The organism is Colwellia psychrerythraea (genome assembly GCF_000764225.1).
Lineage (GTDB): Bacteria > Pseudomonadota > Gammaproteobacteria > Enterobacterales > Alteromonadaceae > Colwellia > Colwellia psychrerythraea_D.
In genome coordinates this window covers 47,419-73,780 of the sequence record NZ_JQED01000055.1, presented here as the reverse complement: position 1 = coordinate 73,780, position 26,362 = coordinate 47,419, and the positions used below count along the sequence as shown (strand labels likewise).

At 38.1% G+C, this 26,362-nt stretch carries 25 protein-coding genes; 13 read left to right on the top strand and 12 right to left on the bottom strand.

Annotation, left to right across the window (positions count from 1 at the left end):
- Positions 1 to 53 precede the first annotated feature (53 nt).
- The gene (locus ND2E_RS03330) at positions 54 to 2,000 is read right to left on the bottom strand and encodes an alpha/beta hydrolase family protein (protein WP_052056930.1); all 1,947 of its coding nucleotides are present in this window, start codon (positions 1,998 to 2,000) and stop codon (positions 54 to 56) included.
- 667 nt (positions 2,001 to 2,667) lie between these two features.
- On the opposite strand from ND2E_RS03330, the gene ND2E_RS03335 reads away from it, so the two are divergent.
- From ND2E_RS03335 to ND2E_RS03345, 3 genes are all read left to right on the top strand, one after another.
- Positions 2,668 to 2,880, top strand: a complete 213-nt coding sequence (locus tag ND2E_RS03335) for a hypothetical protein (protein WP_033095408.1) — start codon at positions 2,668 to 2,670, stop codon at positions 2,878 to 2,880.
- A gap of 423 nt (positions 2,881 to 3,303) precedes the next feature.
- Positions 3,304 to 3,573: a glutathione S-transferase N-terminal domain-containing protein gene (locus tag ND2E_RS03340; RefSeq protein WP_052056928.1), complete on the top strand. Its 270-nt coding sequence runs from the start codon at positions 3,304 to 3,306 to the stop codon at positions 3,571 to 3,573.
- Between the two features lie 38 nt (positions 3,574 to 3,611).
- Complete coding sequence (locus tag ND2E_RS03345; RefSeq protein WP_033095407.1) at positions 3,612 to 5,081, top strand: dihydrolipoyl dehydrogenase; 1,470 nt, start codon at positions 3,612 to 3,614, stop codon at positions 5,079 to 5,081.
- 101 nt (positions 5,082 to 5,182) lie between these two features.
- On the opposite strand, the gene ND2E_RS03350 is transcribed toward ND2E_RS03345, so the two are convergent.
- The gene (locus tag ND2E_RS03350) at positions 5,183 to 5,950 is read right to left on the bottom strand and encodes an SDR family NAD(P)-dependent oxidoreductase (RefSeq protein WP_033095406.1); all 768 of its coding nucleotides are present in this window, start codon (positions 5,948 to 5,950) and stop codon (positions 5,183 to 5,185) included.
- Positions 5,951 to 6,113: 163 nt separating this feature from the next.
- A complete protein-coding gene (locus ND2E_RS03355) occupies positions 6,114 to 6,458 on the bottom strand; it encodes a winged helix-turn-helix transcriptional regulator (protein ID WP_033095405.1) in 345 nt (114 codons plus the stop codon).
- A gap of 207 nt (positions 6,459 to 6,665) precedes the next feature.
- Here ND2E_RS03355 and ND2E_RS03360 point away from each other — a divergent pair, with 207 nt between their 5' ends.
- Entirely contained in the window at positions 6,666 to 7,310 is a 645-nt protein-coding gene (locus ND2E_RS03360; RefSeq protein WP_033095404.1) for a cupin domain-containing protein, read from the top strand.
- Positions 7,311 to 7,389: 79 nt separating this feature from the next.
- On the opposite strand, the gene ND2E_RS03365 is transcribed toward ND2E_RS03360, so the two are convergent.
- From ND2E_RS03365 to ND2E_RS03375, 3 genes are all read right to left on the bottom strand, one after another.
- Complete coding sequence (locus tag ND2E_RS03365) at positions 7,390 to 8,391, bottom strand: GGDEF domain-containing protein (protein ID WP_033095403.1); 1,002 nt, start codon at positions 8,389 to 8,391, stop codon at positions 7,390 to 7,392.
- 333 nt (positions 8,392 to 8,724) lie between these two features.
- Positions 8,725 to 9,576, bottom strand: coding sequence for an S-formylglutathione hydrolase (fghA, locus tag ND2E_RS03370; protein ID WP_033095402.1), 852 nt, complete (start codon positions 9,574 to 9,576; stop codon positions 8,725 to 8,727).
- Positions 9,577 to 9,661: 85 nt separating this feature from the next.
- Entirely contained in the window at positions 9,662 to 10,792 is a 1,131-nt protein-coding gene (locus ND2E_RS03375) for an S-(hydroxymethyl)glutathione dehydrogenase/class III alcohol dehydrogenase (RefSeq protein WP_033095401.1), read from the bottom strand.
- A gap of 156 nt (positions 10,793 to 10,948) precedes the next feature.
- On the opposite strand from ND2E_RS03375, the gene ND2E_RS03380 reads away from it, so the two are divergent.
- Complete coding sequence (locus tag ND2E_RS03380) at positions 10,949 to 11,815, top strand: LysR family transcriptional regulator (RefSeq protein WP_033095400.1); 867 nt, start codon at positions 10,949 to 10,951, stop codon at positions 11,813 to 11,815.
- A 93-nt stretch (positions 11,816 to 11,908) separates the two neighbouring features.
- Here the strand turns inward: ND2E_RS03380 and ND2E_RS03385 are convergent, their stop codons facing one another.
- Positions 11,909 to 12,736, bottom strand: coding sequence for an AraC family transcriptional regulator (locus ND2E_RS03385; RefSeq protein WP_033095399.1), 828 nt, complete (start codon positions 12,734 to 12,736; stop codon positions 11,909 to 11,911).
- Positions 12,737 to 12,921: 185 nt separating this feature from the next.
- Between ND2E_RS03385 and ND2E_RS03390 the strand changes: the two genes are divergently transcribed.
- The 7 genes from ND2E_RS03390 (at position 12,922) to ND2E_RS03415 (ending at position 17,943) form a co-directional block, all read left to right on the top strand.
- Positions 12,922 to 13,401, top strand: coding sequence for a YHS domain-containing (seleno)protein (locus ND2E_RS03390; protein WP_033095398.1), 480 nt, complete (start codon positions 12,922 to 12,924; stop codon positions 13,399 to 13,401).
- Entirely contained in the window at positions 13,391 to 13,771 is a 381-nt protein-coding gene (locus ND2E_RS22815; RefSeq protein WP_033095397.1) for a thioredoxin family protein, read from the top strand. Before ND2E_RS03390 ends, ND2E_RS22815 begins: the two co-directional genes overlap by 11 nt.
- Positions 13,772 to 13,781: 10 nt before the next feature.
- Complete coding sequence (locus ND2E_RS03395; RefSeq protein WP_033095396.1) at positions 13,782 to 14,066, top strand: BufA1 family periplasmic bufferin-type metallophore; 285 nt, start codon at positions 13,782 to 13,784, stop codon at positions 14,064 to 14,066.
- Positions 14,067 to 14,162: 96 nt separating this feature from the next.
- Positions 14,163 to 15,104 (top strand): DUF692 domain-containing protein, encoded by a 942-nt coding sequence (locus tag ND2E_RS03400; RefSeq protein WP_033095395.1) that lies wholly within the window; start codon positions 14,163 to 14,165, stop codon positions 15,102 to 15,104.
- The gene (locus tag ND2E_RS03405; protein ID WP_033095394.1) at positions 15,097 to 15,939 is read left to right on the top strand and encodes an HvfC/BufC N-terminal domain-containing protein; all 843 of its coding nucleotides are present in this window, start codon (positions 15,097 to 15,099) and stop codon (positions 15,937 to 15,939) included. Before ND2E_RS03400 ends, ND2E_RS03405 begins: the two co-directional genes overlap by 8 nt.
- Positions 15,940 to 16,063: 124 nt before the next feature.
- A complete protein-coding gene (locus ND2E_RS03410; RefSeq protein ID WP_033095393.1) occupies positions 16,064 to 16,516 on the top strand; it encodes a DoxX family protein in 453 nt (150 codons plus the stop codon).
- 794 nt (positions 16,517 to 17,310) lie between these two features.
- The gene (locus tag ND2E_RS03415) at positions 17,311 to 17,943 is read left to right on the top strand and encodes a PEP-CTERM sorting domain-containing protein (protein WP_223303688.1); all 633 of its coding nucleotides are present in this window, start codon (positions 17,311 to 17,313) and stop codon (positions 17,941 to 17,943) included.
- Between the two features lie 288 nt (positions 17,944 to 18,231).
- Here the strand turns inward: ND2E_RS03415 and ND2E_RS03420 are convergent, their stop codons facing one another.
- Positions 18,232 to 19,320 (bottom strand): metalloprotease, encoded by a 1,089-nt coding sequence (locus tag ND2E_RS03420; protein ID WP_033095391.1) that lies wholly within the window; start codon positions 19,318 to 19,320, stop codon positions 18,232 to 18,234.
- Between the two features lie 351 nt (positions 19,321 to 19,671).
- On the opposite strand from ND2E_RS03420, the gene ND2E_RS03425 reads away from it, so the two are divergent.
- Complete coding sequence (locus ND2E_RS03425) at positions 19,672 to 20,214, top strand: TrmH family RNA methyltransferase (RefSeq protein WP_033095390.1); 543 nt, start codon at positions 19,672 to 19,674, stop codon at positions 20,212 to 20,214.
- A gap of 87 nt (positions 20,215 to 20,301) precedes the next feature.
- On the opposite strand, the gene ND2E_RS03430 is transcribed toward ND2E_RS03425, so the two are convergent.
- From ND2E_RS03430 to ND2E_RS03445, 4 genes are all read right to left on the bottom strand, one after another.
- Positions 20,302 to 20,913 (bottom strand): 3'-5' exonuclease, encoded by a 612-nt coding sequence (locus ND2E_RS03430; RefSeq protein WP_033095389.1) that lies wholly within the window; start codon positions 20,911 to 20,913, stop codon positions 20,302 to 20,304.
- Positions 20,914 to 21,001: 88 nt separating this feature from the next.
- Positions 21,002 to 22,396 carry a sensor histidine kinase gene (locus tag ND2E_RS03435; RefSeq protein WP_033095388.1) on the bottom strand — a complete coding sequence of 465 codons (1,395 nt, stop codon included), beginning with the start codon at positions 22,394 to 22,396 and terminating at the stop codon, positions 21,002 to 21,004.
- Entirely contained in the window at positions 22,383 to 23,759 is a 1,377-nt protein-coding gene (locus ND2E_RS03440; RefSeq protein WP_033095387.1) for a sigma-54-dependent transcriptional regulator, read from the bottom strand. Before ND2E_RS03440 ends, ND2E_RS03435 begins: the two co-directional genes overlap by 14 nt.
- 166 nt (positions 23,760 to 23,925) lie before the next feature.
- A complete protein-coding gene (locus ND2E_RS03445; RefSeq protein ID WP_033095386.1) occupies positions 23,926 to 26,349 on the bottom strand; it encodes an FtsX-like permease family protein in 2,424 nt (807 codons plus the stop codon).
- Positions 26,350 to 26,362 lie beyond the last annotated feature (13 nt).

Genomic DNA, 26,362 nt, shown 5'->3' with positions numbered 1-26,362 from the left:
TATTTTGATAAGTTAAGTAATAGAGTGGCATCTACATGAAATGTAAATAAGACTTACAAAAGGTGTTTATCTAAAAAGCCAACAACCTGTTTCATATATGCTCTTTGATTTTCAGGGTTAAAAAAACCATGGCTTTCATCACCAATGACAAACCATTCGTATGCCTTTTTTTCCTTATCAAGTGCTGCTCTTAATCGCTCTGCATGCTCAAAGGGGGCTCGTTTATCTTTCTCGCCATGAGCCAAAAAAATAGGTATTTGTATTTTTTCCACATAGTTAACGGGCGACATACTTTTTAGCAGTTGCTCATCTGTGCCTAAAACGCGTTTTAGATAGCTCATACCTGAACGCCTTTGCTGGATATCCCCTTCTTCAAACATTAACTCTAAATCATAAATGCCGGCATTGGCTATGGCACATTTATAAACATCAGGGTATAAGGTTGCACTTTGTATCGCCGAATAGGCACCAAAACTCCCCCCCATAATACAGACTTTATTATCCGCCGCTTTGTTATTTTTAACTAACCATTGGTAACCATCCAATATGTCTTGTTGTACTCGACTTCCCCATGATCTATAGCCTGATTTTTCATAATTAGCGCCAAATCCCCCTGAGCCACGGTAATTTACCTGTAAAACAGAATAACCTTTAGAAACCAAATATTGGACTTGAGTAGAAAACTCCCAATAATCTCTCACGCCATGAGGTCCGCCATGAACTAAGACAACGGTGGGAGCTAACTCACCTTTTTGTTTTGCTTTTGCTTGGGTAAAAAAACCATTGAGCATTGAACCATCGGATGCTTCAAATTTAATAGGTTCAACTTGAGCGAAGTCAGCGCTTTGAAATTCGGGTTTAAATTGAAAGAGTCTCTTAAGTTTATTCGATTCTCTATCAAGCAAATATAAACTGCCAGGATCAATATCAGATGAAACAAAGACCACATAACGTTGTCCATCCTTAGTTTTGCTGGTTACATTAACTGAGCTATAAGGAAACAGCTTTAACAACTCTTTAAAAGCTTTGGCTTCTTCATGCTTTTTATTGAGAATTAAGTAAGCGGGGTAACCATCATCCACTCGAACGGCATACGCTGAACGCTTATCCGTGGTCATTTCGACATTGGTTATGTTGACTTTTTTATCTGTGTAAACCGATTTATATTGAAAGTTCTCTAAATTTAACTTAAATATCCCTTTAATGTCTTGTTGGTAATCATCAATGGTATAGAGCGACTTACCTGATGCGTCAATAAACAGTGGCTGTACCCGTGACCCGACAATATCTTGAGGGATATGTTGCCATTTACCCTCTTTCCTAAAATAAAGTTTAGTATCATTATTGCCATCTATTCCTACAACAAACTTAACCTGACCTTGACTATCCGTTATAAACCGAGAAAATGGCACAGGAGATTTAACTACTTTCCTTTTGATTACTCCGGTATAAACATTCAGTTTTAACACAGTGGCGGTTCTTTCCCCTGTTGTACTCATCGGGGTAGAACTAATCAAAATATGCTTTTTATCTTCTGGCAGGATATCAATGATTTTCCCCCAACCAAATGTAGATTGTTTCTTTTTGATAAAACTGCCTGTTTGTGTCTCACCAGCTCGATAGCCAAAAATCATCTTACCTCTTGAGCCATCCATATTTATCGCGAATAACTCGCCATAAGGTTGAGGTTCTTCAATCCAAGGATCGCGCTTGGCAAGGCTGATCACGACGCGTTCATTATTCACCCAATAGTACTGATAAATTTCTAATCGGCTAGGAAGCTTAGAGCCTGAAACCGCTTTTAGTGTCTTACTATCAACAAAAACAAGACTCGCCTCCCCTTTATTAAATACTGAGACGGCTAGGTGTTTGCCATCCGGAGATATTTTTGCATTTTGATACTGCGCTCGCTCAAATATACCATCCCAATTTTTAGCGTAGCTAGTTGCTGAGATGAAAATAAAGCCAAGCAAAATTGCCTTTCTTAAAAATATAAACACACTGTTCTCCTTTATTTAAAACAGATAAAACAATCAATTACTCAAGTAAACGTTGAATTAACCTAAACTTCCGATGTAAAAATCGATGAAAAAACTGAAATAAAATATACCACAAATGCAAATTATAGCGCGGTTGATTAAGCCATTATTGCTTTTTATTATGCTGATTCGAAATACTTAATAAAGCTATTGAATCCAATAATACTCATCACGTTGACAACCACTCGGTATTTTTTATAAAAGCGAGGCAAATCTGCTGAGCTGATTTTCAGTTGTTACTTTCGGCATTACTACTGACTTAGTTTCTAACGGTTTTTCTGAGTGAGGTACAATTTCTGTCATAGAAGATTACCCTTAAATTGCCACAACAATATTTGTTAAAATAATGTAACAGAAATACAAGAAAAACTGTATTAATTATTACAAAAACAAAAAACACTGTAGCTGCTTGTTTAGACGATCTGTTTCAATATTTAGTCTAATGGGTGCTTTGCCCATGTTAGCCCTTGATACTATTTAACTCAGGATGAAAAGTTGATAGATAATCATTGTAATCAATTACTTTCAGGGTCAATACGTATGAGTTAGCAAAATGTATTTCAACAAACATCCTAAATTATTGAATTTTTTAATTCATAACTTTTATAAATAACTTTGGATGCTTGTTATGCAAAAGATACTTTTTGATTTTCATTCACTTGATACATTCATCAATGTTGCCGTTATTTGCATGGCAATAATTATGGCAAGTATCGTTGTTGCAAAAGAATACAATACGGGCAGTATCAGCCTAAGTATTGAAAGCAATAGTTTTCTTGGTTCTGATAGAGGCTCTAGCAAAGGCTCTCCCTTACTATCTTTCAATAAAGGCGAGGTCTAGTTTTCAGGATATTCACAAGAGTCATCAAAACTAGCCATTAGCGTTATCATCAGCTCTCCTGTATTTAAGGAAGACTTACGCCAGTACAATGCTACCGCATCACTTGGCGTAATCTAGCGTCCTTAACAGTAGCGATTTTTCCACTAACTTGGCTATGATTAATAACATTAGTAACACAATCATATTTCCTTTTCGCTGCAATAATTTTGTTTATTTTGCAGCGTTTTTTTTATAAATAGGCGTAATTAGACAGATAGTGGCAATTTCTAGACAGCTAGTTGCCTTTATCAGCAAATGAGCACGTACATTATGGTTTCAGCTTTTAAATGTTTTACGAAAGACAACCAATTACTTAAGGGCATTCACGCACACTAAAGGCATGCTCAAAATAGTTAAATTTAGCTTTTATCACTAAGGAAAATTATGACTTTATCTGCAGTACAAACAAACGATATGGCACTTTATCATTACGACAGCTGTCCTTTTTGCGCCAAAACCCGCCATGCAATACATGAACTTGATCTCAGCATTGAACTACGAAATATTCAGAAAAACCATCAGCACCGAATTGAACTGCAACAAGGAGGTAATAAAACACAAGTACCTTGTTTGCGTATCGAGCAAGCAAACGGTAAAGCCCATTGGTTATATGAATCTGATGACATTATTAACTTTTTGCGCAGTCGAAAATAATATTTGCTTTACCCCATAATTTACATAGGACTATTCTCATGAAAGTAATCAATGTCGATGTTGCCATTATTGGCACAGGCACTGCAGGAATGGGCGCTTATCGCGCCGCAAAAAAACACACTGACAAAGTGGCTTTAATTGAAGGCGGAACCTATGGTACAACCTGTGCCCGCGTTGGTTGCATGCCGAGTAAATTATTAATTGCAGCGGCAGATGCGTCTTACCACGCAAATCAAACTGATCAGTTTGGTATTCAAGTTGACCGTATTAGCGTTAATGGTAAAGCCGTTATGAAGCGCATACAAACTGAGCGAGATCGATTTGTTGGTTTTGTCGTTGAATCAGTAGAAAGCTTCGATGAACAAGATAAAATTCGCGGCTTTGCCAAGTTTCTAGATGAGCACACCTTACAAGTAGATGAGCATAGCCAAGTAATCGCAAAACGTATTGTTATCGCCACGGGCTCTCGTCCTAACTACCCTGAGTTTTTGGCCGCTGCCGGCAGCCGCTTATTAACCAATGATAATTTATTTGAGCTTAACGATTTACCCAAATCTGTCGCCGTCTTTGGCCCTGGGGTTATAGGACTAGAATTAGGACAAGCGTTAAGCCGATTAGGCGTAAAAGTCAAAGTATTTGGCCGCAGTGGCTCGGTTGCTAATTTGCAAGACGAAGAAATGAAGCGCTACGCAGAGAGAACCTTTAACGAAGAGTTTTATTTTGATGCGAAAGCAGACGTCATTAGTACCCTAGAGAAAAATGAGGCTGTTGAAGTAATATACTTCGATAAATCTGGGCAAAAAACCACTGAGTCATTCCAATATATTTTAGCGGCAACCGGTCGTAGAGCGAATGTAGATAAACTAGGGCTAGAAAATACCAGCATTAAACTTGACGAGAAGAACAACCCACTATTTGATGAGTTGACCTTGCAAACCTCAGTTGATCATATTTTTGTCGCAGGAGATGCCAACAACAGCTTAACGCTATTACATGAAGCCGCCGATGATGGAAAAGTTGCTGGCACCAATGCTGGTGCCTACCCAGTTATCGCTCAAGGACAAAGACGTGCGCCATTATCTGTTGTGTTTACAGAACCACAGGTTGCCAGTGTCGGCTTATCGTTGAGACAAATAGCAGATTTATACGCCGATCAAAGTACGACGAACTATGTCGTTGGCCAAGTCAGCTTTGAAGGTCAAGGTCGTAGTCGCGTTATGGGTAAAAATAAAGGTTTATTAAAGGTCTACGCGGATCAATCTTCAGGTAAGTTTTTAGGGGCTGAAATGTTTGGCCCTGCTGCTGAGCATATTGGTCATTTGCTTGCTTGGGCAAGACAACAACAAATGACAATTCAAACAATGCTTACCATGCCCTTTTATCATCCGGTAATAGAAGAAGGTTTGCGTACTGCCCTTAGAGATGCACAGCATAAGTTATTGGTGGATAAACAGACTATGAATGAATTTATCATGACCCATGACAATGCAATTAAGTTGGTAATATAAATAAACTATTACGATAAAAGCTACTGAATTATATAGAGATAACTCAGTAGCTATCACTCATTGAGCTACCTCTGCCCAACAAAGCTAAATTATCTTTCTACTTAATTACGACCTGCCATAACCCCACCATCAATATCCCAAATAGCCCCAGTTACCCAAGATGTCTCCGATGATAATAAAAAGCCGATAGTATTCGCCACATCATCCACAGTGCCTATTCTTCCAACAGGGTGAAAATGATTAAATTCAGCCAAAGCTTCATCTAATGCACTAGGCTCAATAAAAGAATTGTAGATAGATGTTTTTACTACCGCTGGAGAGACTGCATTAACACGAATATTATCTTCTGCTAGTTCCATTGCCATATGCTGAGTTAACGCATGCAAACCCGCTTTTGCCATAGAGTAAGCTGAAGAAGGCGTCGCTTTAATCGCTTGTTGCCCCCACATTGAACCAATATTTACAATATTACCGCCGCCTTGTTTTTTCATTTTTTCAGCAACAGCTTGAGCAATGAAAAATGTTGCTCTGTTGAGATCCATGTAAGTTTGATAGTCTTCAACATCATGTGCTAAAAAGGCTTTAGGGCTAAAATATCCAGCAGCATTCACCAAGTAACTTAAATGAACATCCTCTTGGTTAATGCATGCCAGTAGTTTTTCTAAGTCCGCGCTTTGATAAAGATCAGCTTGAATCGCTGATGCATTTCCAGTCTCTTTAAGTTGCCTTAATGCTAGTTCAAGTTTTTCCGAATTTCGACCGACAATGATTACCTCGACATCATGTTTAACCAATAGTTTCGCCGTTGCTAGTCCCATACCACTTGAGCCACCAATAATTATTGCTTTTCCTTTATGAGTAAAGTTCATCATTTTTCTCCCGTTAATTATTTAAAAAGTAAATAGATACCGCTAAATAATAAGAAGATAAAATAGGTAAAAAAAGTAGGTACAATCTAGTAAGCTAGGCACTTACTGGTATAGTTTACTGAATAATAAGAAAATATTTTAATACTAAAATTCATCCTTGAACTTATAAACTACTATCATCTATTTCTGCTTGCAGTTTTTCTAACTCAGTTAATATGTTAATAAATTTCAGGCCAAAGGAAGTGACTTTATATTCAACTCTAGGTGGAATTTCATTAAACATTTCTCGTTCGAGAATACCAAACTCTATATTGCGCTTTAAACAGGCATTTAATACTTTTGTCGTTAAACCTTCAACACTTCTCACCATCTCCCCTGGTCTATTTATGTCATTATTGAGCAAGTAGTAAACGGTGAGTGACCATTTACAACCAACAATCGTTTCAACCATACGAGCAGATTTTTCAGGGGCTGATTTTCTAGAAAATGTTATAAGCTTACTATTCATAAAGATGTACCTTAAAGTGCCTACCAAACCATTTTGTGCATACTTGGTGTAAAAGTTGATAAGCGATAGTATATACCTATTACCTTTCAAGATGCAGGTTTCAGAGTACTTGAAAACGTTCAATTCAAGGTGTTTTGCTTAGCAAGGTATCTATAGCTACGGTTATGAAGTATTGCTCTTAAAATAACAGGCTTTAAAGGAAAAATAATGCTCAATATGAATTTCAATGAACGAATTGTTATTAATACAAAAAAACAGCCGTGGGTAGCCAGCCCTAAAGCTGGTGTTTGGCGTAAACCTTTAGCCAGAGAGGATGCAGAAAGAGGTCATGCAACCAGCATTGTAAAATTTGATGCAGGTGCTAGCTTTACTGAACATGATCATCCTCTTGGTGAAGAGATCCTTGTGCTATCAGGTACTTTTTCTGATCATAGTGGTGACTATCATGAAGGCTGCTATTTTCGCAATCCAGAGGGCTTTCTTCATGCACCTTTTAGTAAAGAAGGCTGCATATTATTAGTCAAACTCCATCAATTTCAACTAGGTGATAATGAACATGTAGTCATTGATACTAACAATCAAAGCTGGTCAGCGGGTATGGGTAACTTAATGGTTATGCCATTGCATAGCTTTGCAGGAGAATCAACCGCGCTAGTTAAATGGCCTAAAGGTGAGTGCTTTCAAGCGCACAAACACTTTGGCGGTGAAGAAATCTTTGTTCTTAGTGGCGAGTTTATAGATGAGCATGGTCGCTACCCTGAAGGAACTTGGCTTCGAAGTCCTCATATGAGTGAGCATTTTCCCTATGTAGAGCAAGAAACCATCATCTTAGTTAAAATAGGTCACCTATAAAGCTATGTTCTGAATAGGATGCGCTCGCTTTACTGTATAACTTTATAAACTAAAGTCAAAACGAGCACATTAATTTTTTTTAAGCACAAATACAGCAATTTCGCCCAGCGTTTTTAGCTTGGTAAAGCGCAGTGTCTGCTTGTTCAAATAGTGTGGTCCACTCTGAAATATTATCATTTTGAGCAATACCAATAGACACCGAAATTGGCGGTAAAAAGGTGTTAGTATCTCTTTGTTTTAATCTCAATTTAGAGATAGCAATACGAATTTTATCTGCACTGTTTTTTGCCTCAGCAATGGAAGTATTCGCCATTACTACTACAAATTCTTCCCCACCAAAACGTACTGCAAGATCTTGCTCACCAATATGGCTTTGAATGGTTTTTGCTATACGCTGAATAACCTTATCACCGATAAAATGGCCAAAGGTGTCATTAACCTTCTTAAAGTGATCAATATCTATGGCTAAAGAGCAATGAGTATCAGCATGAGATAAATTTTGTAGCTTTTCATCACAGCCTCGACGATTCAATAAACCGGTTAAAGAATCAACTAATGTTTCTTGTCTTGATGAGGCGAGCTTGTCTTTTAATTGATTAATCTCTTGTTGGGTTGTTGACAACTTTTGAGACAATTCTTCATGTTGCGCTTTAGTATTGTTTATCGTATTAAATAGATAGCTAACAATACTATCCATTGAGGTATTCGTTTTAGTCTTAGCTAAGATTTTATCTAACTTATCTAAGTTAATTGCCGCTTTATCTTCATTACTTACCTGTTTAGTAATTTGTTTTAATGTTTTACTTAAGGTTTGTTCAAAGGGGGCTAAAACTGTATTTTCAATTTGCTCAGTCAGAGATACATAACGTTTAAATAAATCAGCCATAAAATCTGCAGTGATTAATACATCTTGCTGCAGCTTTTTATTTATAGCGGCAGATAACAGCTCATTTTCATTGCTGATATAGAGATAAATTACTGAATAATTAACAGGTGTTGGGGGGATTAAATGACTAGAGAGGAAGTCATGGGTACGCTCGCTGAATTCAGACGTGACTTGATACTCATCTTCAAAGGACATACTACATTCCTATACTCTTGATTTGTTATGATAATGTTAACTATTTTAACGTCATCATTTCAGAGTAACAAGAAAAATAGTAATAATCCTGTTGTTTTTATAGACAAAAAAAGAAAGAAGTAGAAGAAGTTAGACTAAAGTCTAAAGCACTGAATAAAATAAATTACGCATTTTAAAGCATCAATTTGACATTTTGGCTTACGTTTACATCTATAAGTAAATGCATATTACTTAGAGATGTAAACAAACGTACCTTCAATGATTAAGCAATGAAGGTACTTATGCCTGTCAAACTAATTTATTTATTCTTTGTTTCCACCATCCAAACAGTTGTTACTTATTTAGGTGTTCTGCATGAAAACGCAGATGATCTTCAATAAATGATGAAATAAAATAGTAACTGTGGTCATAACCATCACGAATAAACAAAGACAAAGGATAACCACTGGCTACCGCTGCAGCTTCTAGCGTTTCAGGTTGTAATTGCTCAGTAAGGAAATCATCCTCGCCTCCCTGATCAACTTTAGCTGGAATAAATTGTTTCGCTCGGCGCATTAATTCACTGGCATCGTGATTAAGCCAATTAGCTTTATCTTTACCAAGATAAGCAGTGAAAGCTTTCTTGCCCCAAGGCGCATTTATTGGATTACAGATAGGACTAAATGCCGACATTGAGCTATAACGCTCTGGATTTAACATGCCAATAGTCAATGCTCCATGCCCCCCCATAGAGTGTCCGGAAATTGCCCGTTGCTCTGATACAGGAAAGGTTGCTTCAATTAACTGAGGAAGTTCATTCACCACATAATCGTACATCTGATAGTGGCGATTCCAAGGGGCTTGAGTTGCATTCACATAAAAGCCTGCGCCCTGCCCTAAATCATAGCCATCGTCATTAGCAACCTGCTCTCCACGCGGGCTGGTATCAGGCGCAACAATAGCAATGCCAAGTTCTGCAGCAATACGCTGAGCACCTGATTTTTGCATAAAATTTTCATCTGTACATGTCAGGCCAGAAAGCCAATACAGTACAGGTACTTTTTCACCACTAGATATTTTAGGGGGTAAGTAAATGGCAAATTTCATCGTACAATTTAACGTTGCAGACTGATGGCTATATTGCTTATGCCAGCCACCAAAACTTTTGTTTACACTTACGTTTTCAATTACATGGTTAATTGTCATGATAGAACCTCAAGACGTTACCCCTTTCTACAGTTAGTTAGAAAAGGGCTAACGTAAAACTATAACTTAGCTATTTGGTTAGCTATTACTTATCAAAGTGAATCACTGAGCGAATACTTTCGCCTTTATGCATCAAGTCGAATGATTCATTAATGTCTTCAAGTGCCATAGTGTGGGTAATAAAGTCACTTAATTTGAATTCGCCTGCTAGATAACGTTCTACATAATCAGGCAATTCGGTACGACCTTTAACACCACCAAATGCAGTTCCTCGCCATACTCGACCTGTTACTAATTGGAACGGACGCGTTGAGATTTCTTGTCCTGCACCAGCAACCCCAATGATCACTGACTCTCCCCAGCCTTTATGACAACACTCAAGCGCTGAACGCATAAGGTTTACGTTACCAATACATTCAAATGAGTAATCAACACCACCATCAGTAAGCTCTACAATTACATCTTGAATTGGTTTGTCATAATCCTTTGGATTAATAAAATCTGTAGCGCCTAATTTCTTGGCTAGCTCAAACTTACTTTCGTTGATATCAATGGCAATAATGCGACTCGCTTTAGCCATAGTGGCACCAATAACAGCTGATAAACCAATGCCGCCAAGGCCGAAGATAGCAACTGTTGCGCCTTCTTCAACTTTTGCCGTGTTCATTACTGCACCCATACCAGTAGTAACACCACACCCAAGTAAACAAACTTCTTCTAGCGGTGCATCTTTATTAACCTTTGCTAAAGAAATCTCTGGTAAAACAGTATATTCAGAAAAGGTTGAACATCCCATATAATGAAAGATAGGCTCACCGTCTTTATAAAAACGTGTCGTACCATCGGGCATTAAACCTTTACCTTGAGTTTCACGAATTTTTTGACAAAGATTTGTTTTGCCTGACAAACAGAATTTACATTTACCACATTCAGGTGTGTAAAGGGGAATAACGTGATCGCCGACGCTAACGCTAGTAACACCTTCACCGACTTGCTCAACAATACCGCCACCTTCGTGTCCTAATATCGCGGGAAAAATTCCCTCAGGATCTTCGCCTGATAAAGTAAAAGCATCAGTATGACAAACACCTGAGGCAACAATCTTTACTAGCACTTCACCTTTGCGCGGTAACATGACATCCACTTCTTCGATGGATAATGGTTGTTTCGGCCCCCAAGCAATTGCGGCTTTTGATTTAATAAATTTATCTGTCATAGGTATTCTCACTTTTATTTGTAGGGCCAAGGTAATGCTCAATTATAGCGCTACTTTGGCAAATCGTAATTGTCTCTTTAGGCAATATTATATCTATTTCTAAATCAATGATAATATAACGCTCTAGTAAATTACTTTTACACATAGGTAACAATGATGCAGTGGGAAGGAATTAGTGAGTTTGTTTACGTTGCTGAAAATGAGAGTTTTACTCTGGCATCAAAAAAAATGGCCATCTCTACAGCCCAAGTAAGCAGGCAAATAAGTGCACTTGAAAAGCGATTAAATATAAAATTATTTTATCGTACTACACGCAAGGTTTCCTTAACTGAAGAAGGTAGGATTTTTTATCAACACTGTCGCAGTGTACTTGATGGGCTAGACGCTGCTGAACGGGCGATCACCAATTTACAATCAAAACCTCAAGGTAAAATTAAGCTAACAGCTCCCGTTACTTATGGCGAAAAGCAGATATTACCGCTAGTAAATGATTTCCTAAAACATTATAGCGATGTTGAAGTATCGGCTTACTTAAGTAACCAGAGAGTTGATTTAGTTGAAGAGGGTTATGATCTAGCTATACGTTTGGGCAGTTTAAGTGACTCTTCTATGATGGCAAAAAAATTAGGAGAACGCGCAAACTTTGTTTGTGCTTCTCCGCTTTATTTACAAAAACATGGCATACCTCACTCTATTTCAGAGCTTAATAAGCACAGCTGTTTATTGGGCACAAATAATTACTGGCACTTTAGAGAGTCTGATAAAGAAAAGAGTATTCGCATCACAGGACGTTTACGATACAACAGCGGTTACAGCTTAACTGATGCCGCATTAAAAGGGTTAGGCATAGTACAGCTACCCGATTATTATGTTAAGCAACACATACAAAATGGTGAACTGGTCACCTTATTAGATAATTATCGCGCACCAGATGAAGGTATTTGGGCCATGTATCCGCAAAACCGTCACTTATCGCCCAAAATAAGATTACTAGTAGACTACTTGGTAGAGCATTTGTCCTAGTCTTGTATGATAACAACAAGGCTATTTGATGCTGTTATACCCAAACCACTTGAAAATACATGTTTCAGATAGCTTAGGTATATACCATTGTGATTACTTTCTAAATTTCATTAACCACTCTTTGGGTGATAGTCCCGTTTTTTTCCTGAATACTCTAGCTAATGCAGAGCCATGCTCGTAACCCACTTCATTAGCAACAAAGCTGACGGGTTTATCTTTTTTCAATAAGCCTTGTGCGATAGCTATTCGTAAGTCTGTTAAGTAGTCACTGGGGGCTTGGCCGATTGTCTCTTTAAATAACGCAGCAAACTTTGCCCGCGACATTAACGCTGTTTCAGCCATCATTTCAACAGTCCACTGCTGTTGCGGTTGCTTATGCAGCGCTGACATTAATGTTGATAATTGCGGGTGTGCCATTCCCGCTAACATCCCCTGAATAACAATGCCTTCCTTAATGACATGTCGCAATATTTGTATCAAGAAAATGTCACCTAGCTTATTGACAATCATTTGTTGTCCAGCTTGTTTGTTAAACGCTTCCTCAAATAACCAGTGTGCTGTTTTTCCAACAGGATCATGCTGGTCAATACTCAAACAGATAAATTTTGGTAAGGCATTGACTAATGCAGCGCCACTGCCTGAATGAAAGTCAACATCAGCACACACTAACTCCGCATCATCTGATTCACTAGCAATGACTTGGTGTTTACTCGGACCCGGCATAAAAATAACCGATGGTTTATCTAGAGTTACTTTATGACCTTCTTCACAAACAATGGTTAATACGCCTGATTTTAATAAATGCAAATGCCCTTTTTTACTATCAGCGCCACCCAAACTTTGAATGCCACATAAGTTACCACTAAAAAAAACATCAGCATTGAAAGAAAGGTTTTCTAAAATTTGACTTAATTGATCCATAAATAACTCTTTTAGACGATTGGTTTCAAGTTAGAGACTGCTAGCAGCATTCACTCACTAACAGCTTGTTAAAGTAACCACATGACAAAGCGCTGTGAATATTACACCACTTATGTCTGCACACAATAATTTATATACAACAAAACGTTGTACTCATTTACTACTTAGCCCCCAAGGAGCTTTTAATGAAAATTGCAACCCTAATAAAATCTGTCGCCATCGTCACAACCTTAGCTATTAGCAGTGTAAGTTTTGCTGCCGATATCGATGTTAATAGCAATGAGAATGACCTTGCGATTCATGGTTATGATGCTGTTTCATATTTTACTGACAGCAAAGCAACTAAAGGTAATCAAAAATACACAGCAACTTATAAAAGCGCTATCTACCAATTTAGCAGTGAAGAAAACCGTGATCAATTCAAACAGAACCCAGAACGATTCGCGCCCCAATTTGGCGGTTTTTGTGCAATGGGCGTGGCGCTAAACAAAAAGTTAGATACGGATCCAACAGCATGGAAAATTGTTGATGGTAAATTGTATTTGAACCTGAATAAAGCAGTACAGAAAAAATGGTCAACTGATATTCCGGGTTACATAGCTACTGCAGATAGAACTTGGTCTGGAATACAGGGTGTATCAATAGCGCAGTTAGATGCTGAATAATTTGCTATCAAAGTTTGTCCAGGTTAAGTCCTTACCGAAAAAATCAACAGTAAACCCGCGAGGTCTTAACTGGTGCGAACATGATAAACCTTGGGTACTTATTTATTTTAGTACTACTTGGTGCGCCCCCTGTAAAAGAATGGTGCCAATCATGGTCGATGTGTCGAAACAATATGTCAATCAGCTAAACGTGATCAAAATTGATGTCGATGAACAAACACAATTAGCACAACAACTTGAAGTGACAGGCGTTCCCTCCTTAGTGTTATTAGGCCGGTCAGGTACTAAATCTTGCTTAATAGGCGGCGCAGACGCTGATGAAATAAACCATTGGTTAAGCAACCAGCTTAACCACAATACAACTAAATAGAGGTTTTATTATGAATAACAAAAAATTACTTGCGAGTGCAGCACTTGCTGTCGCTCTTTCTACTGCCGTTACTGCACCAGCACATGCGGGGAGTAAAGAGAAATGTTATGGCGTAGCAATGGCTGGTCAAAATGATTGCGCTAACTTAGCAGGCACACATTCTTGTGCAGGGCAATCAGCAATAGATAATGATCCCGGTGAGTGGAAACTCGTTGCTAAAGGCACTTGTGAAGATATTGGCGGCCTTCTAAAAGCAGCAGCCAAGAAAAAGTTTAACGAAGATAAAGCAAAGTAATAGTCGATAGTGACGATTAATACCCAACGGATTAAGTTGATTGATCCGATTGGAGTATTGAGTCGTTATTAAACATGATATTTAGGAGTTGAATTAATGTCATTACAGAAGCCAGATCAAGATGCTAACTCTGCCATACTTATTGGTGTTGGGTTAAGACATCAACACTTTACCGAGGCGTTAACAACTCCATCAAATATCGATTTTGTTGAAGTACATTCAGAAAACTTTTTTGCAAAGGGCGGCGCAGCACTCAGTGTTTTAGCTCAAGCCAGTAAAAAATACGCCATTAGTTTGCATTCAACGGCAATGGGCTTAGGCTCAGCACAAGGGGTACCTAGCCACTACTTACAAAAGCTTAATCAGTTAGCAAGTACTTGCAACCCTATATTAATGTCGGACCATGCTTGCTTTAGTTGGGGTCAGTTAAATGGTCAACAAGTTCATGCAGGTGATTTATTACCGCTTGCCTACAGCGAACAAACCTTGATGGTGCTAGCGCACAATATTGACCGTGTTCAACAATCATTAGGTCGCTCATTATTAGTAGAAAATCTATCAGCTTATATTCAATACTCACATGCTTGCATGCCTGAAACCGAATTTTTAACCCGCCTTACCGAATTAACTGGCTGCAAATTATTAGTCGATTTAAATAACATCATTGTGACAGCAAACAATATTAATGCGGCACAACCGTTGAGTTATGCACAACAATGGTTAGCTGAAATTCCAACAGATCTGGTCGGTGAAATTCACCTTGCAGGTTATACCGAGGTAAATGAAGGTGAACTCATTATTGACGATCACAGCCAAGCTATCTCGAACCAAGGATGGCAACTATATCGCTACGCATTAGAGCGCTTTGGCAAGGTGCCTACGTTAGTGGAATGGGATAATAATTTGCCTAGCTGGCAAACATTAGTCGCAGAAGCAGACAAAGCAAGAGCGATAGCAGGGCAAGTTTTTGACGATGATGCCCTATCAAAAATCAACATGACGACAAAAGAACTTGAAGGTGAATTTACTCATGAGTAATAGCGTCTTAAAAAATACCTCACTTCAAGCGGCATTTGAGATAGTCGCTCAACAACAGCAAACATTCATTTGTGACATATTCCCCTCTGAAGATAATGAGGTAAAGAATGAGTTCGACCCAAGGGGCATGGCGATATATCGCAACAATTTATTAGCAACAGCTCAACAAGCACTCGCGATAAGTTTTCCAACTGTTTTAGTGTTAATCGGTGAGAACTTATTTCACTATGCAAGTCGTCAGTTATTAATATCATCTCCCCCTAAACATGGCGACTGGGCACTTTGGGGAGACGATTTTCCGACATTACTAGCCGATTTAGCGCAACTCGTTGACTACCCTTTTGTTGCTGATATTGCACAAGTAGATCTACATAGACAAAAATCTATGCGAGCAAGAGACACTGTAGTAGACCGAGCAAGCCTACAGTTATTAGCAACACATGACATAGATGACATTTATATAGAACTATCACCGAGCCAATTTGTTATGGGCTCTACTTATCCAGTGATTGAATTTTGGTTATCCCATCAACAAGCTGTGATTTCTGATACCACCGAAGCGCTCAACCAAAGCTTTATTCAACCATCGCTAGATAAATTAGCACAAGAAGATTTCTTCCAGAAAGTGCTGATATATCGACCGTATTTCAATGCTGAAATACGCGAATTGCCAGCAAGTGAATTCGCGTGGTTAACGCTAATAAAACAAGGGACTAGTATAGGAAAAGCAGTAGATATTATAAGCAATAATGACAAACTTGAGCATGGTTTTGACTTCGCACCATGGCTTGGGTTAGCACTGGAACAAAACCTGATTAGCCGATTAAAGACTTAATAAATAGATAATTTATAGCCATAGCAACAAAGCCTGACTGAACCCTAATTACGTTCAGATTAACCTCTAAAGTAAATCTTAGAATACAAATTAATTCAACATTTACCCGTAAAGGAAAAACAAGATGACAACTATTACACAACGATTAACTCAACCTTACGCCCAAGTTAGCCAACTACTCAATTATTTACAGCCCCTCGCTCTGCTAGGCGCAAGGTTTTATGTTGCTTGGGTATTTTTTGCATCCGGCCTAACAAAGTTACGAGATTGGGGTTCGACCTTATTTTTGTTTGAAGAAGAATATAGTGTGCCTTTTATCCCTTTTGAACTGGCGGCGTATTTAGGCACCGCGGGTGAATTAATTCTGCCTGTTCTATTGGTCTTAGGGTTAGCAAGTCGCTTCGGTGCGTTAGGTTTAACCGTGGTAAATATTGTTGCCGTTGTTAGCTTAACTGAGATTGCTCCTGCAGCTCTTTACTCACACGTTATATGGGGCTTATTATTATTACAGGTCGTGTTGTTTGGCGCAGGAAAACTCTCATTTGATAATTTGTTAAAAATAAAATTAAGTAGGTAGTGTTGAGCAAACTATTCTAATGAAGTAGTGTTTTGCCGCTTTCTTTGTCAAAACATCATTAACCGTTATAAGACGAAGCCAAGTCGACAGATTTGAGCTTTTTTAAATGAGGCATATTTTAAATTACTTGGATAAATACTTTTTGTAAACACTCTTGAGCAACGTCATCCGAGTAAAAAGAACGACGGGAATGGCATAGATTTTAGTGCTGTATTAACAGCACTAGAATCTAATAAGCTAAGTAGTCATTCTCATTAGCCCGTCAATATGTTCATTTGATTTTTCTTGTTTTACGGTAGTAGAAGATTTCCCTTTCAACGAATTTATAAGCTTTTGAATTGGATAGCACCGAACATTATGTTGTCGAATAATGAAGAGGAAATCACTTTTTAAATTACCAACCTTTTAATTAGCCAAAGATTGATAATTAAATAATAAGATCAAAAACGGACAATGAAATAATCACTTAAATACAAAAACATAAATTTCACTAACTACTTGCCATAACTTGTTGAGGTCCATTGAAGTCACAATTTATGTCAATTTTTACAGTATATTTTCGTATGAATTGTTCGAGTCATATTGCTGAGAAATCTCCTTAATAAGCTGTTAGGCTGCCACAACCAACACGACTCAGTAGAAGTGTTAAAATTTTCGATTTACCTGTCAGGATATTTTACATGACTATGGGTAAACGGACGGGCTTTGTCTATTAATCCCTTAAAAACAATTTATTAACGTTATGGTGTGGATGTTGCTTTAGAGTTATGAGTACTCAAAAAAAGGAAAGTAATATGAAGAATATATATCGGTCCATTTTTGCAATCGTAGTAACTGTAGTAATCTCGGTAAATGTACAGGCGACACCTATTCATCAGGCATCCTCCGTCACAGCAACAACAGCGGATTTTGGTGGGTCTTTTGCACTCGTAAATATGATTAATCAAAGTGGTCTATCTGCCGGGTATACTAGTGGAGTCACTGATTTCACTTCATATACTGGCAGTACAACACACAATGGCTTGGAGGGGTTTAGCGTCGGTCCCGATGGTCAATTTAGTTTTGATTTAGGGTCAGCTTTAAATATCGACGGACTGGCCTTATGGGCTTCAACCAACATTGGTTCTCTTGCGTCCTTCGACCTTTATGCAGATACAGATCAAATTTGGGGTAATGGTGTCGGCTCACTGCTTGGCTCTTTTAACGCTCTTGGGGGCGTTGGATCAGACCCCGCGCAAATTTTCAGTTTCGCAGCTACTTCAACTCAGTTCCTTCATATCGATATCCTATCCACCCAAGGTGGTATTGGCTTTCAGCCGGGTATTGGAGAAATTGCTTTTAGAGGTGCATCAGAAGTTCCAGAGCCAATAAGTATTGCATTGCTTGGTTTAGGTTTAGCTGGAATTGGATTTTCGAGAAAAAGATAAAAGCCTAGTAATTTGATTAGTCCTATTTAAAGTCTCAGCTAGTCTGGGACTTTTTAGCCTACAAAGTGTTACAACATAACAACACTTATTCCTAAACATCATTTCGACATTAACTTCTAATGTCTCGAATGTGACATAGTTCGTCTTTCCAATTCAGCCATAAATATTCACTATAGCGAACAGTTGACCTAAATAATTAATGGCTAAGTACAAAAAACCAGCTTAACAGCTGGTTTTAATTCATACCTTTTTTGCTCACCTGCCAAGATTAAATTCTCGGAAAAAACACTAACTAGCTAATATTTTAAGCGGTAATGACAAAGCATCATTGCCTGTTTGACCAACAAACCAAATAATAGCGCTTAAACCTCCAACAGTAATTACATACCACAACGCTGAGACAATTTGTGCATAGCGATTTAACGGTAATAAGTCACTTAAATGTCGACGCTTGTATTCAAAGAATATTTCAATGCTACCAATAGCCAGTAAAAAGCCAAGCAGAGCTAAACCAAAATAGTAACTAATATAAACACCTAACGCAGCACCTAACATACATGCCACTAAACCTACTTTCGAATTGATTGAAAATGCGATACTTTTCAGGACATGTCCGCCATCTAACGGTAATACTGGCAACATATTAAATAGATTAAGCAAGGCATTAAACACAGCTAAACCAGCGAGTATTTCGATATCTGTAAGCCAATAACCAATTAAGCAGGCAACAGAGAGTATTAAACCAAAGAAGGGCCCCATAATGGAAATAACAATATCTTGCCAGCGGGTATTAATTTTGTCATCGCTAAGGGCTAAACCGCCAACAAAGGGAATAAGATAAATACCTTTGGTTTTCAATCCAAAATATTTCATTGCTTTTATGTGGCCATACTCATGAAAAACTAAGCAAAGAATAAGTGCGATGGCAAACTCAATAGAAAACAGCCAGCTATAAGCAGCCAAACTGCCAGCAGCAAACAACACTTTAATGACCTTGGCACTTTTTAGAAGTTTTAAACCAAGACCCGCCATACCAACAAAACTGAATTTAATCGGTTGTTTGGTGTGTTGTGCAATTTGACGTTGCTCTATATCTTTTTCAGTGAGGGTATTTTCTTGTAACAGCTCATCATTGACTAAAAGCTCGAATTGCAGATCAAAGGGCTGCCATTGCAATGAACCTTTAAGTTCAACTTGCAGCTCTCCTTGTTCACTTCCTTCTCTATGCAAAGAAAACTGATGTGAAAATGTCTCACTATCGGCATTAGCATTAATTTGAGAGACACACTGATCCCCCCAAAATAATTGCTGCCACCCAGCCAATGAACCTTCTAACCGAAGTGTTTGACCTAAACACTCTATTTCTAATAATTGCACTTATTTAACCTAGCATGTAAAAACCTTGCCCGATTATCGCTATATTTTGTTAACCAGCAAGGTTTATCGAAAAAAAAATTGAATTGAGTGCTGATAAATAAACTATTCGCATGAAATATTATATTTACATGTGCAGAATATTTAAGAGTGAAATGATTTATTCAGGGAAATACTTTTTGAGCCCATAGCTTGACTTAGCGAGTTCCTCCTAACATTCATTTGATCTTCAGCAGATAAAGCCGCACAATCCCCGCCAATAGTTCCCGCTAAAACAACACCTAAAAATGACGCTCGATAATTAGCCCTGAAAACAAAGCAGAGCAATCATATGCAGTGAGCAGAGTAAAAATAATGAATTCAAAAATGCAACTTTCCAAAGAAGATCTTAGAAAAAACAAACCAACACGAGATGAATATTTAACTACCCCAAAAATCCCCTTAATAGTGGTCTTAGATAACGTCACCAATAGTTACAACATAGGTGCTTTTATCCGTTTGGCAGATGCTTTTGCTATCGAAAAAGTCATTGTTTGTGGCGCGCTAACCATTTCAGATAAAAAAATGAAAAAAGCCTCTAGAAACGAAGCAAAATGGGTTTGTGTTGAATATAGCGACAGTACAACAGCAAGCTTACAAGCTTTATTAGATGAGGGACATAGTATTTATAGTGTCGAGTTATGCCATGAATCTGCTGATTACACTAGCGTTACTTACCCTGCTAAATGCGTATTAGTACTAGGAAATGAACGCAAAGGCGTGAGTGAAGCAGCATTGAAATTAAGCCATCAGCAAATACATATTCCTATGTTTGGCATGGGTAACTCGCTTAATGTTTCTACTGCTGGGGCTATTGTTTTAGCCGAGTGCGCTAATCAAATTAGAAACCAATCATAAGACTAATATATTGTAAGAGGGGCTTATTCACAATAAAAGACTCAGTTTTGTTGGAATATTTCTACATTTCTTAATATGAGGTAAGTTTTACCTATAGTTAGCTAAAAACTTACCTACATTAGCTTTCGTTGTTTTAGTTAACTTCTGAATCATTGCAAATGGCACTTGCTCAATGCCTGCTCGTTGTTGAATATCATCTAACATAATTAGCCAAAGCTTTGCCGTCATTTCTGAATCATATAAGGCTCTATGAAAACTGCCATTTGAAGCAATGCCTTTATAGTTAACTAATGTGCCTAACTTATGATTTGGCGCCCCTTGATATAATCGGCGAGACAATAATAACGAGCAAGCGAATTGACCATCATAATTCGACGAAATACGCTTTAGTTCGCTGTCTAAAAAGCGTTTATCAAAGGAAGCATTATGCGCAACCAAGTTTTGCCCTTGAATAAATTCAGCAAAACGATCCATGACATCATGACATGGCGCTGCTTTGCTTAACATTTCATTAGTGATCCCCGTGTAATCGGCAATAAAATGACTTACCGCTCTTCCTGGGTACATTAACTCTTGAAAACGGTCAGTAACCACACCGTTTTCAAGTTTTACCGCACCAATTTCGATCGCTCTATCACCATTATCAGGTGACAAACCCGTTGTTTCAAAATCGAGGATTATAAGAGAGTTTGCATTCATAAAATCAGCTATAGAGTCGTTAATGGTAGTTTTGAGACGTCTTTAATTTTCAGTTAATGATATCAGTTATTGCGAAAAATTTTCTAGTTTATTCCGTATGCATAGGCAAGGATAACACCACTTCAACACCTTGTTTAGCATGAACAGAACCTTCATCATCACCATGAAGTGAACATTGATAATTGTCTATTTTTATGGAGCCATTATGGTTGAATAAAATTTGTCGACATAGCGCTAAACCAATGCCACTACCTTGAGGTTTGGTGGTATAAAAAGGCACAAAGACATTAGCTAAGTTGGCAATGCCTGAACCAAAATCTCGAATAGAGATATGTTGCCAATGCCCATCTTGAGAGCAGTAAATCTCAATAATTTTGTCATCGATATTGTTCATTGCTTCAACCGAGTTTTTAAATAAATTTATCAACACTTGTTCAAGTTGATTTTTATCCGCTTCGATTAATAAACCACTGTCAATTTTACTCCGTATTTCACATTGTGGATAAAGTGTCGAGAGACCATCAATCAATAATGCTAATTTGAATACTGATTTATTCGGTTTAGGTAGCTGAGATAGTTGACTGTAACTGGCAATGAACTGGCTTAAAGAATCTGCACGTTCATTGATAATGTTAATGCCATCAAGTAAAGGGGCTTTGTCTAAATCACTATCTGCCCTTTGTAATTTTTTTTGCATAGATTGACTAATGGCAACAATGGGCGTTAATGAATTATTCATTTCATGGCTCAACACTCGGAGCAAACTTTGCCAAGCCTGTCGCTCTTTTTCCATCAAAAGACGTTCGGCATTTGTCAGAGTATAAAGTTGATGTTGTTTGCCATCGCTTAAAAAAGACTCTTTCGATAAAAAGTGTTCGCCCTTAATAGTGCCCTCATTAAATTCAATGATACCTGCATTGGCACTAATAATTTCAGCACCAATGGGCAAAGTCGCAAGTTGAATAGTCTTGATATTATCAACATCTGCCAATACTAGTTTATGTGCTGAGGCATTCGCCATAACGACAAAACCTTGCTCATCTGTTGCTAATACCATGGCATCCATTTGTTCCATGATTCGTTCTAATAACAATCGTGATTCTTTAGCTTCAATTTTATGTTGCGACAAAGTATCGGCTAAAACATTAACCGAATTGAGTAACTCTTGAAACGCTTGGTTCGTTTGTAACCGTCCTCTCAACGTGTAGTCACCATCAATCATTGACTCAATTAAGCTAGATAAAGTGCGGATTTGATACTGTGAACTTTGCCTGCTCGCCACAATAGCAAAACTGCACAGCAACAATAAAACAATAAGGATAAAAGCGATTAAATAGCCTGACATATTAGTAAAGAAAAGTGCAGTGGCCGTAATGATAAAACACGGAATGCACACCAATAGTAATAATTTTTGCTGATTATCACCGCGTTGAATTTTTGAATTACCCAAAAGTAATTGCCAGCTTTTTTTAATCCAATTCATATTTACTCAAACGTCGATAATAGCCGCTTCGACTTAACCCCAAAGACTTCGCTGTTTCAGTGGCATTACCACGGTGAAACTTCAATCGCTTAATTAAGGTTTTTCTTTCAATTTCATCGAGACTTAAAGTAGGGTCATCTAACGATTCAACGTCATTGTTTTCAGCGCCTGTTAATCTCAAGTCAACAGTATCAATACTATCTTTTTTACAAATAAACAGTACTCGCTCCATCATATGGCTAAGCTCTCGAATATTACCGGGCCAGTCATATTGCTGCATGGCAATGATCGCATGCTCAGTCAATTGAGGGCATGCTCGATGGTATTTAGCACTAAAAGCATGTAAAAAGTGCGCAGCGAGCGCAGGGATATCTTCCATTCTTTCTCTTAAAGAAGGCACCCTTAACTCAATAGTATTGAGTCGGTAATACAGATCTTGTCTAAAAGTATTGTTTTTAATATCGGACAATAAGTCACTGTTAGTCGCCGAAATAATACGTACATCTGCATGTAATGACTTGCTACTGCCAACCGCCTCAAATTGTTGTGCCTCGAGCACATGCAACAATTTAGCTTGTTGCGCAAAAGGAATGTTGGCTAATTCATCTAAAAATAAAGTGCCTTGCTCTGCCATTTCGAAGCGACCAATACGATTTTCTTTAGCGTCAGTAAACGCCCCCTTGACATGGCCAAACATTTCACTTTCAAAAAGAGATTCTGGTATTGCGCCCATATTAACTGGCACAAAAGAGTGTTTTGCTCGACTAGAAACACTGTGAACATATGCAGCAAGCATGCTTTTCCCGGTACCATTGTCACCCGTTAATAAAATGCTCATATCGCTTTGGGCTAAGTCATCAAGTGTTGCTAATAATTCTTGCATTGTTTGAGACTGTGCAATGATACCTGCACGACTGTCAGGGTGAGCTTGTGAGGTTAGTAATTGGTTTTGCTGACTGAGCCGTTGTGCTTTTTTATCTGATTTAGCCAACGCTAATTGATTATCAATTGCGCTGAGCATACGTTCATTTTTCCACGGTTTCTGAATAAAATCTTTTGCGCCAGCTTGCATTGCTTCAACGGCTATATCAATTGTCGCCCAGCCCGTCATCACAATAATAGGAATATTAAGTTCAAGTACCGAGATTGCTTCAACCAATTGAACGCCTTCAGCCCCTGAGGTGGTGTCTTGTTGAAAATTCATGTCAAGTAGAATCAAATCGATACTTTGCATATTTAAACTTTCTAACGCCGCTTGTGGTGTTGTGACCGCCACAATATCATAGCCTTCATCAGCTAAAACAAATTTTAAACTAGCAATGATATTAATATCATCATCGGCAATTAATATTTTTTTATTCACAAGCAATTATTCATAAAGAGTTAAGTTACCAAGGTTATATAGTCACTTTAAGTAATATCGAGAAAATGAACAAGAATTAGATGACTATAACCAAGCCACTTGAAGATGCGTGGCTCTGGACGTTTGAGCACACCCGGTATTATAGGTGTGCACCAAGAGCATAATTTTATTCATAACGTAATGCCATACTCGGTTCCATTTTAACGGCGCGTTTAGTGGGTGCAAATATTGCCAACATTACAATAACGGATAATCCTATGACAACCGTTGTAGCAATAACGAAGTAGAGATATACCGGAAAAATTTCTTCAGTAAACTTGTGAAAACCAAAAGAAATTAAAGCAAATAATATTACAGCCAAACCTAAACCGATAATTAATTGACGAGCGCCTTGCTTTAAAAACATCTGGGTAATATTTTTATCACTCGCACCAACCGCACGCCTAATACCGACTTCATGGGTACGTTGAGCCACTGAATTTGCTGTTAGACCATAAATGCCTACCATAGCTAACAAGAGCGCAAAAAAGCCAGTACCAAAGGTTACATTAGACATTAGGCCCATAGAGTCGCGCATCATATGACGATTTTTACTCGCTAATTGCACAGAGTATGTCATTTCAATAGAGCGATCGGTATCAAACATGGCTTGATAAAAAATTTCTTCTGCATTTTGTGTTGTGGGTAAAATCCGATAATAAACAATTTGAAAACTACTAATAAATTGTAACCCTGATAAATACACTTCATCGGCGCTATCTAACCGGCTAAACATAGTCGACGGATTTAATCGGTCTGTAACCACACCAACAACAAACACTTTTTCATTTTTATTATCAATTTTAACCTGAAAGCTTTTTTCTAAAGGTGATTCACCAGGCCAATAACGCTTAGCCATAGATTGACTTATCATCGCTGTTTTACGGTTGCCCAGCTTATCAAGGTGGGTAAACTGTCTGCCTGCCACTAAGTTAATACCAACCGTTGAGGTTTCACCAATAACGGTAATTGTATCAATTTTAGGTTTACTCTCTTCAGATGGATAATCTCTTCCTTCGAGAGTTACCGTCAATTGAGGCCGCCAGTCGTTTGCGACAACACCAACAATATTCGGATGCTGCTCCATCCTTTCTTTCAGCAATTGAAATAATGCTAACTGCTGTTCTGGCTCAGGATATTTACTTTCCGGTATAGTCATCCTTGCTGACATCACATCAGTATAGTTATCCCCCATTTCTAGGTTTATAAACTTATGTGATATATAAGCGGAAACAGAGCCAATTAACATTAATGTCGCCACTAGAAAAACTTGACTGGTAACTAATATTCGAGAGATTCTTCCTGCTTTTTTACTTTGTGCACCGCGAGTACCATCTCTTAATGTGGCATTAATATCTTGCCTAGCGGATCGCCATGCAGGTAAAAATGCTGATAATAAAATAGTAACAAAAATAAAGGCTATTCCCATTAACAAGGTCTCTAAATCCATGCCCCAATGCCACCAAAATGAACCTCCGCCAGGAACCCAAGAATGAAAAGCAATTTCGGTATAATCTAACGCAGCGCCCACTAACAGTAATGACAGAACACCACCAACGCTTGATATGATGATGCCTTCCCACATTAACTGACTAACCAAGCGAGCAGTGGTTGCCCCCAGAGCAGCACGAATTGCTGTTTCTTTTTGTCGTTCGATAGTACGTGCCAGTAATAAGTTACCGACATTGATACAAGCAAGTAATAAAATTAACCATGAAATACCATTTAAAAAGACAAAAACAATGCCACCTTGCCCGTTGGTTTGTGCTGATTGAAATGACATCAGTTTGGCGCCTTTTTCAAATTCAGGCAGGTTATATAACTTAACATTTTGCTGATAAACTTGATTAATAGCTTGGCCTAACTCTAACTCAGCTTGCTCAATAGTCGTATCAAGGTTAAGTCGACCATAAGCATGATAACTTTCACTGAGCTGTGCCGCAGTATTGAATACGCTATCAGACAAAGGTAACCAAACTTTTGAAGTATTTGGAAACAAATATCCTGCTGGCATAACGCCAATCACATCAGTAATCACACCGTTTAGCATCAGTGATTTTGATAATACATTTTCATCGCCATTAAGTTCAGATTGCCATACGTCATAGCTAATTAATGCTACTGGCGCAGCACCTACTTGAGTATCTTGAGTTTGGATTGTTCGACCTAAAATAGGTTTTGTTCGACTGAATTCAAAAAAACCACTTTGGACATAACTGCCTGAAATATCTTTGCCCGACGCTTCAACAGACAATCGAATACTTCGATTATCATAAACACCAAACTCGGAAAAGCTGGTTACACTCTCTTTAACACTGCTAAATTCATACCCTGTGATTAAATTATAATTACCGTCAAATTTGACGGTAATTGCTTTTGCCGTTTGTGCTTCAGGTATTGGCAGTGGTTTATAAACCATGGTGTATAAAAATGAAAAGGTGTATAAGCTAATCGATAAGCCACCGACTAAGACACCTAACGTCATCGCAGTAAATTTAGGTGCTTTAAATAACAAACGAAAAGCGTATTTAATATCTATTAACATCGACATAGTACTTCTCCTC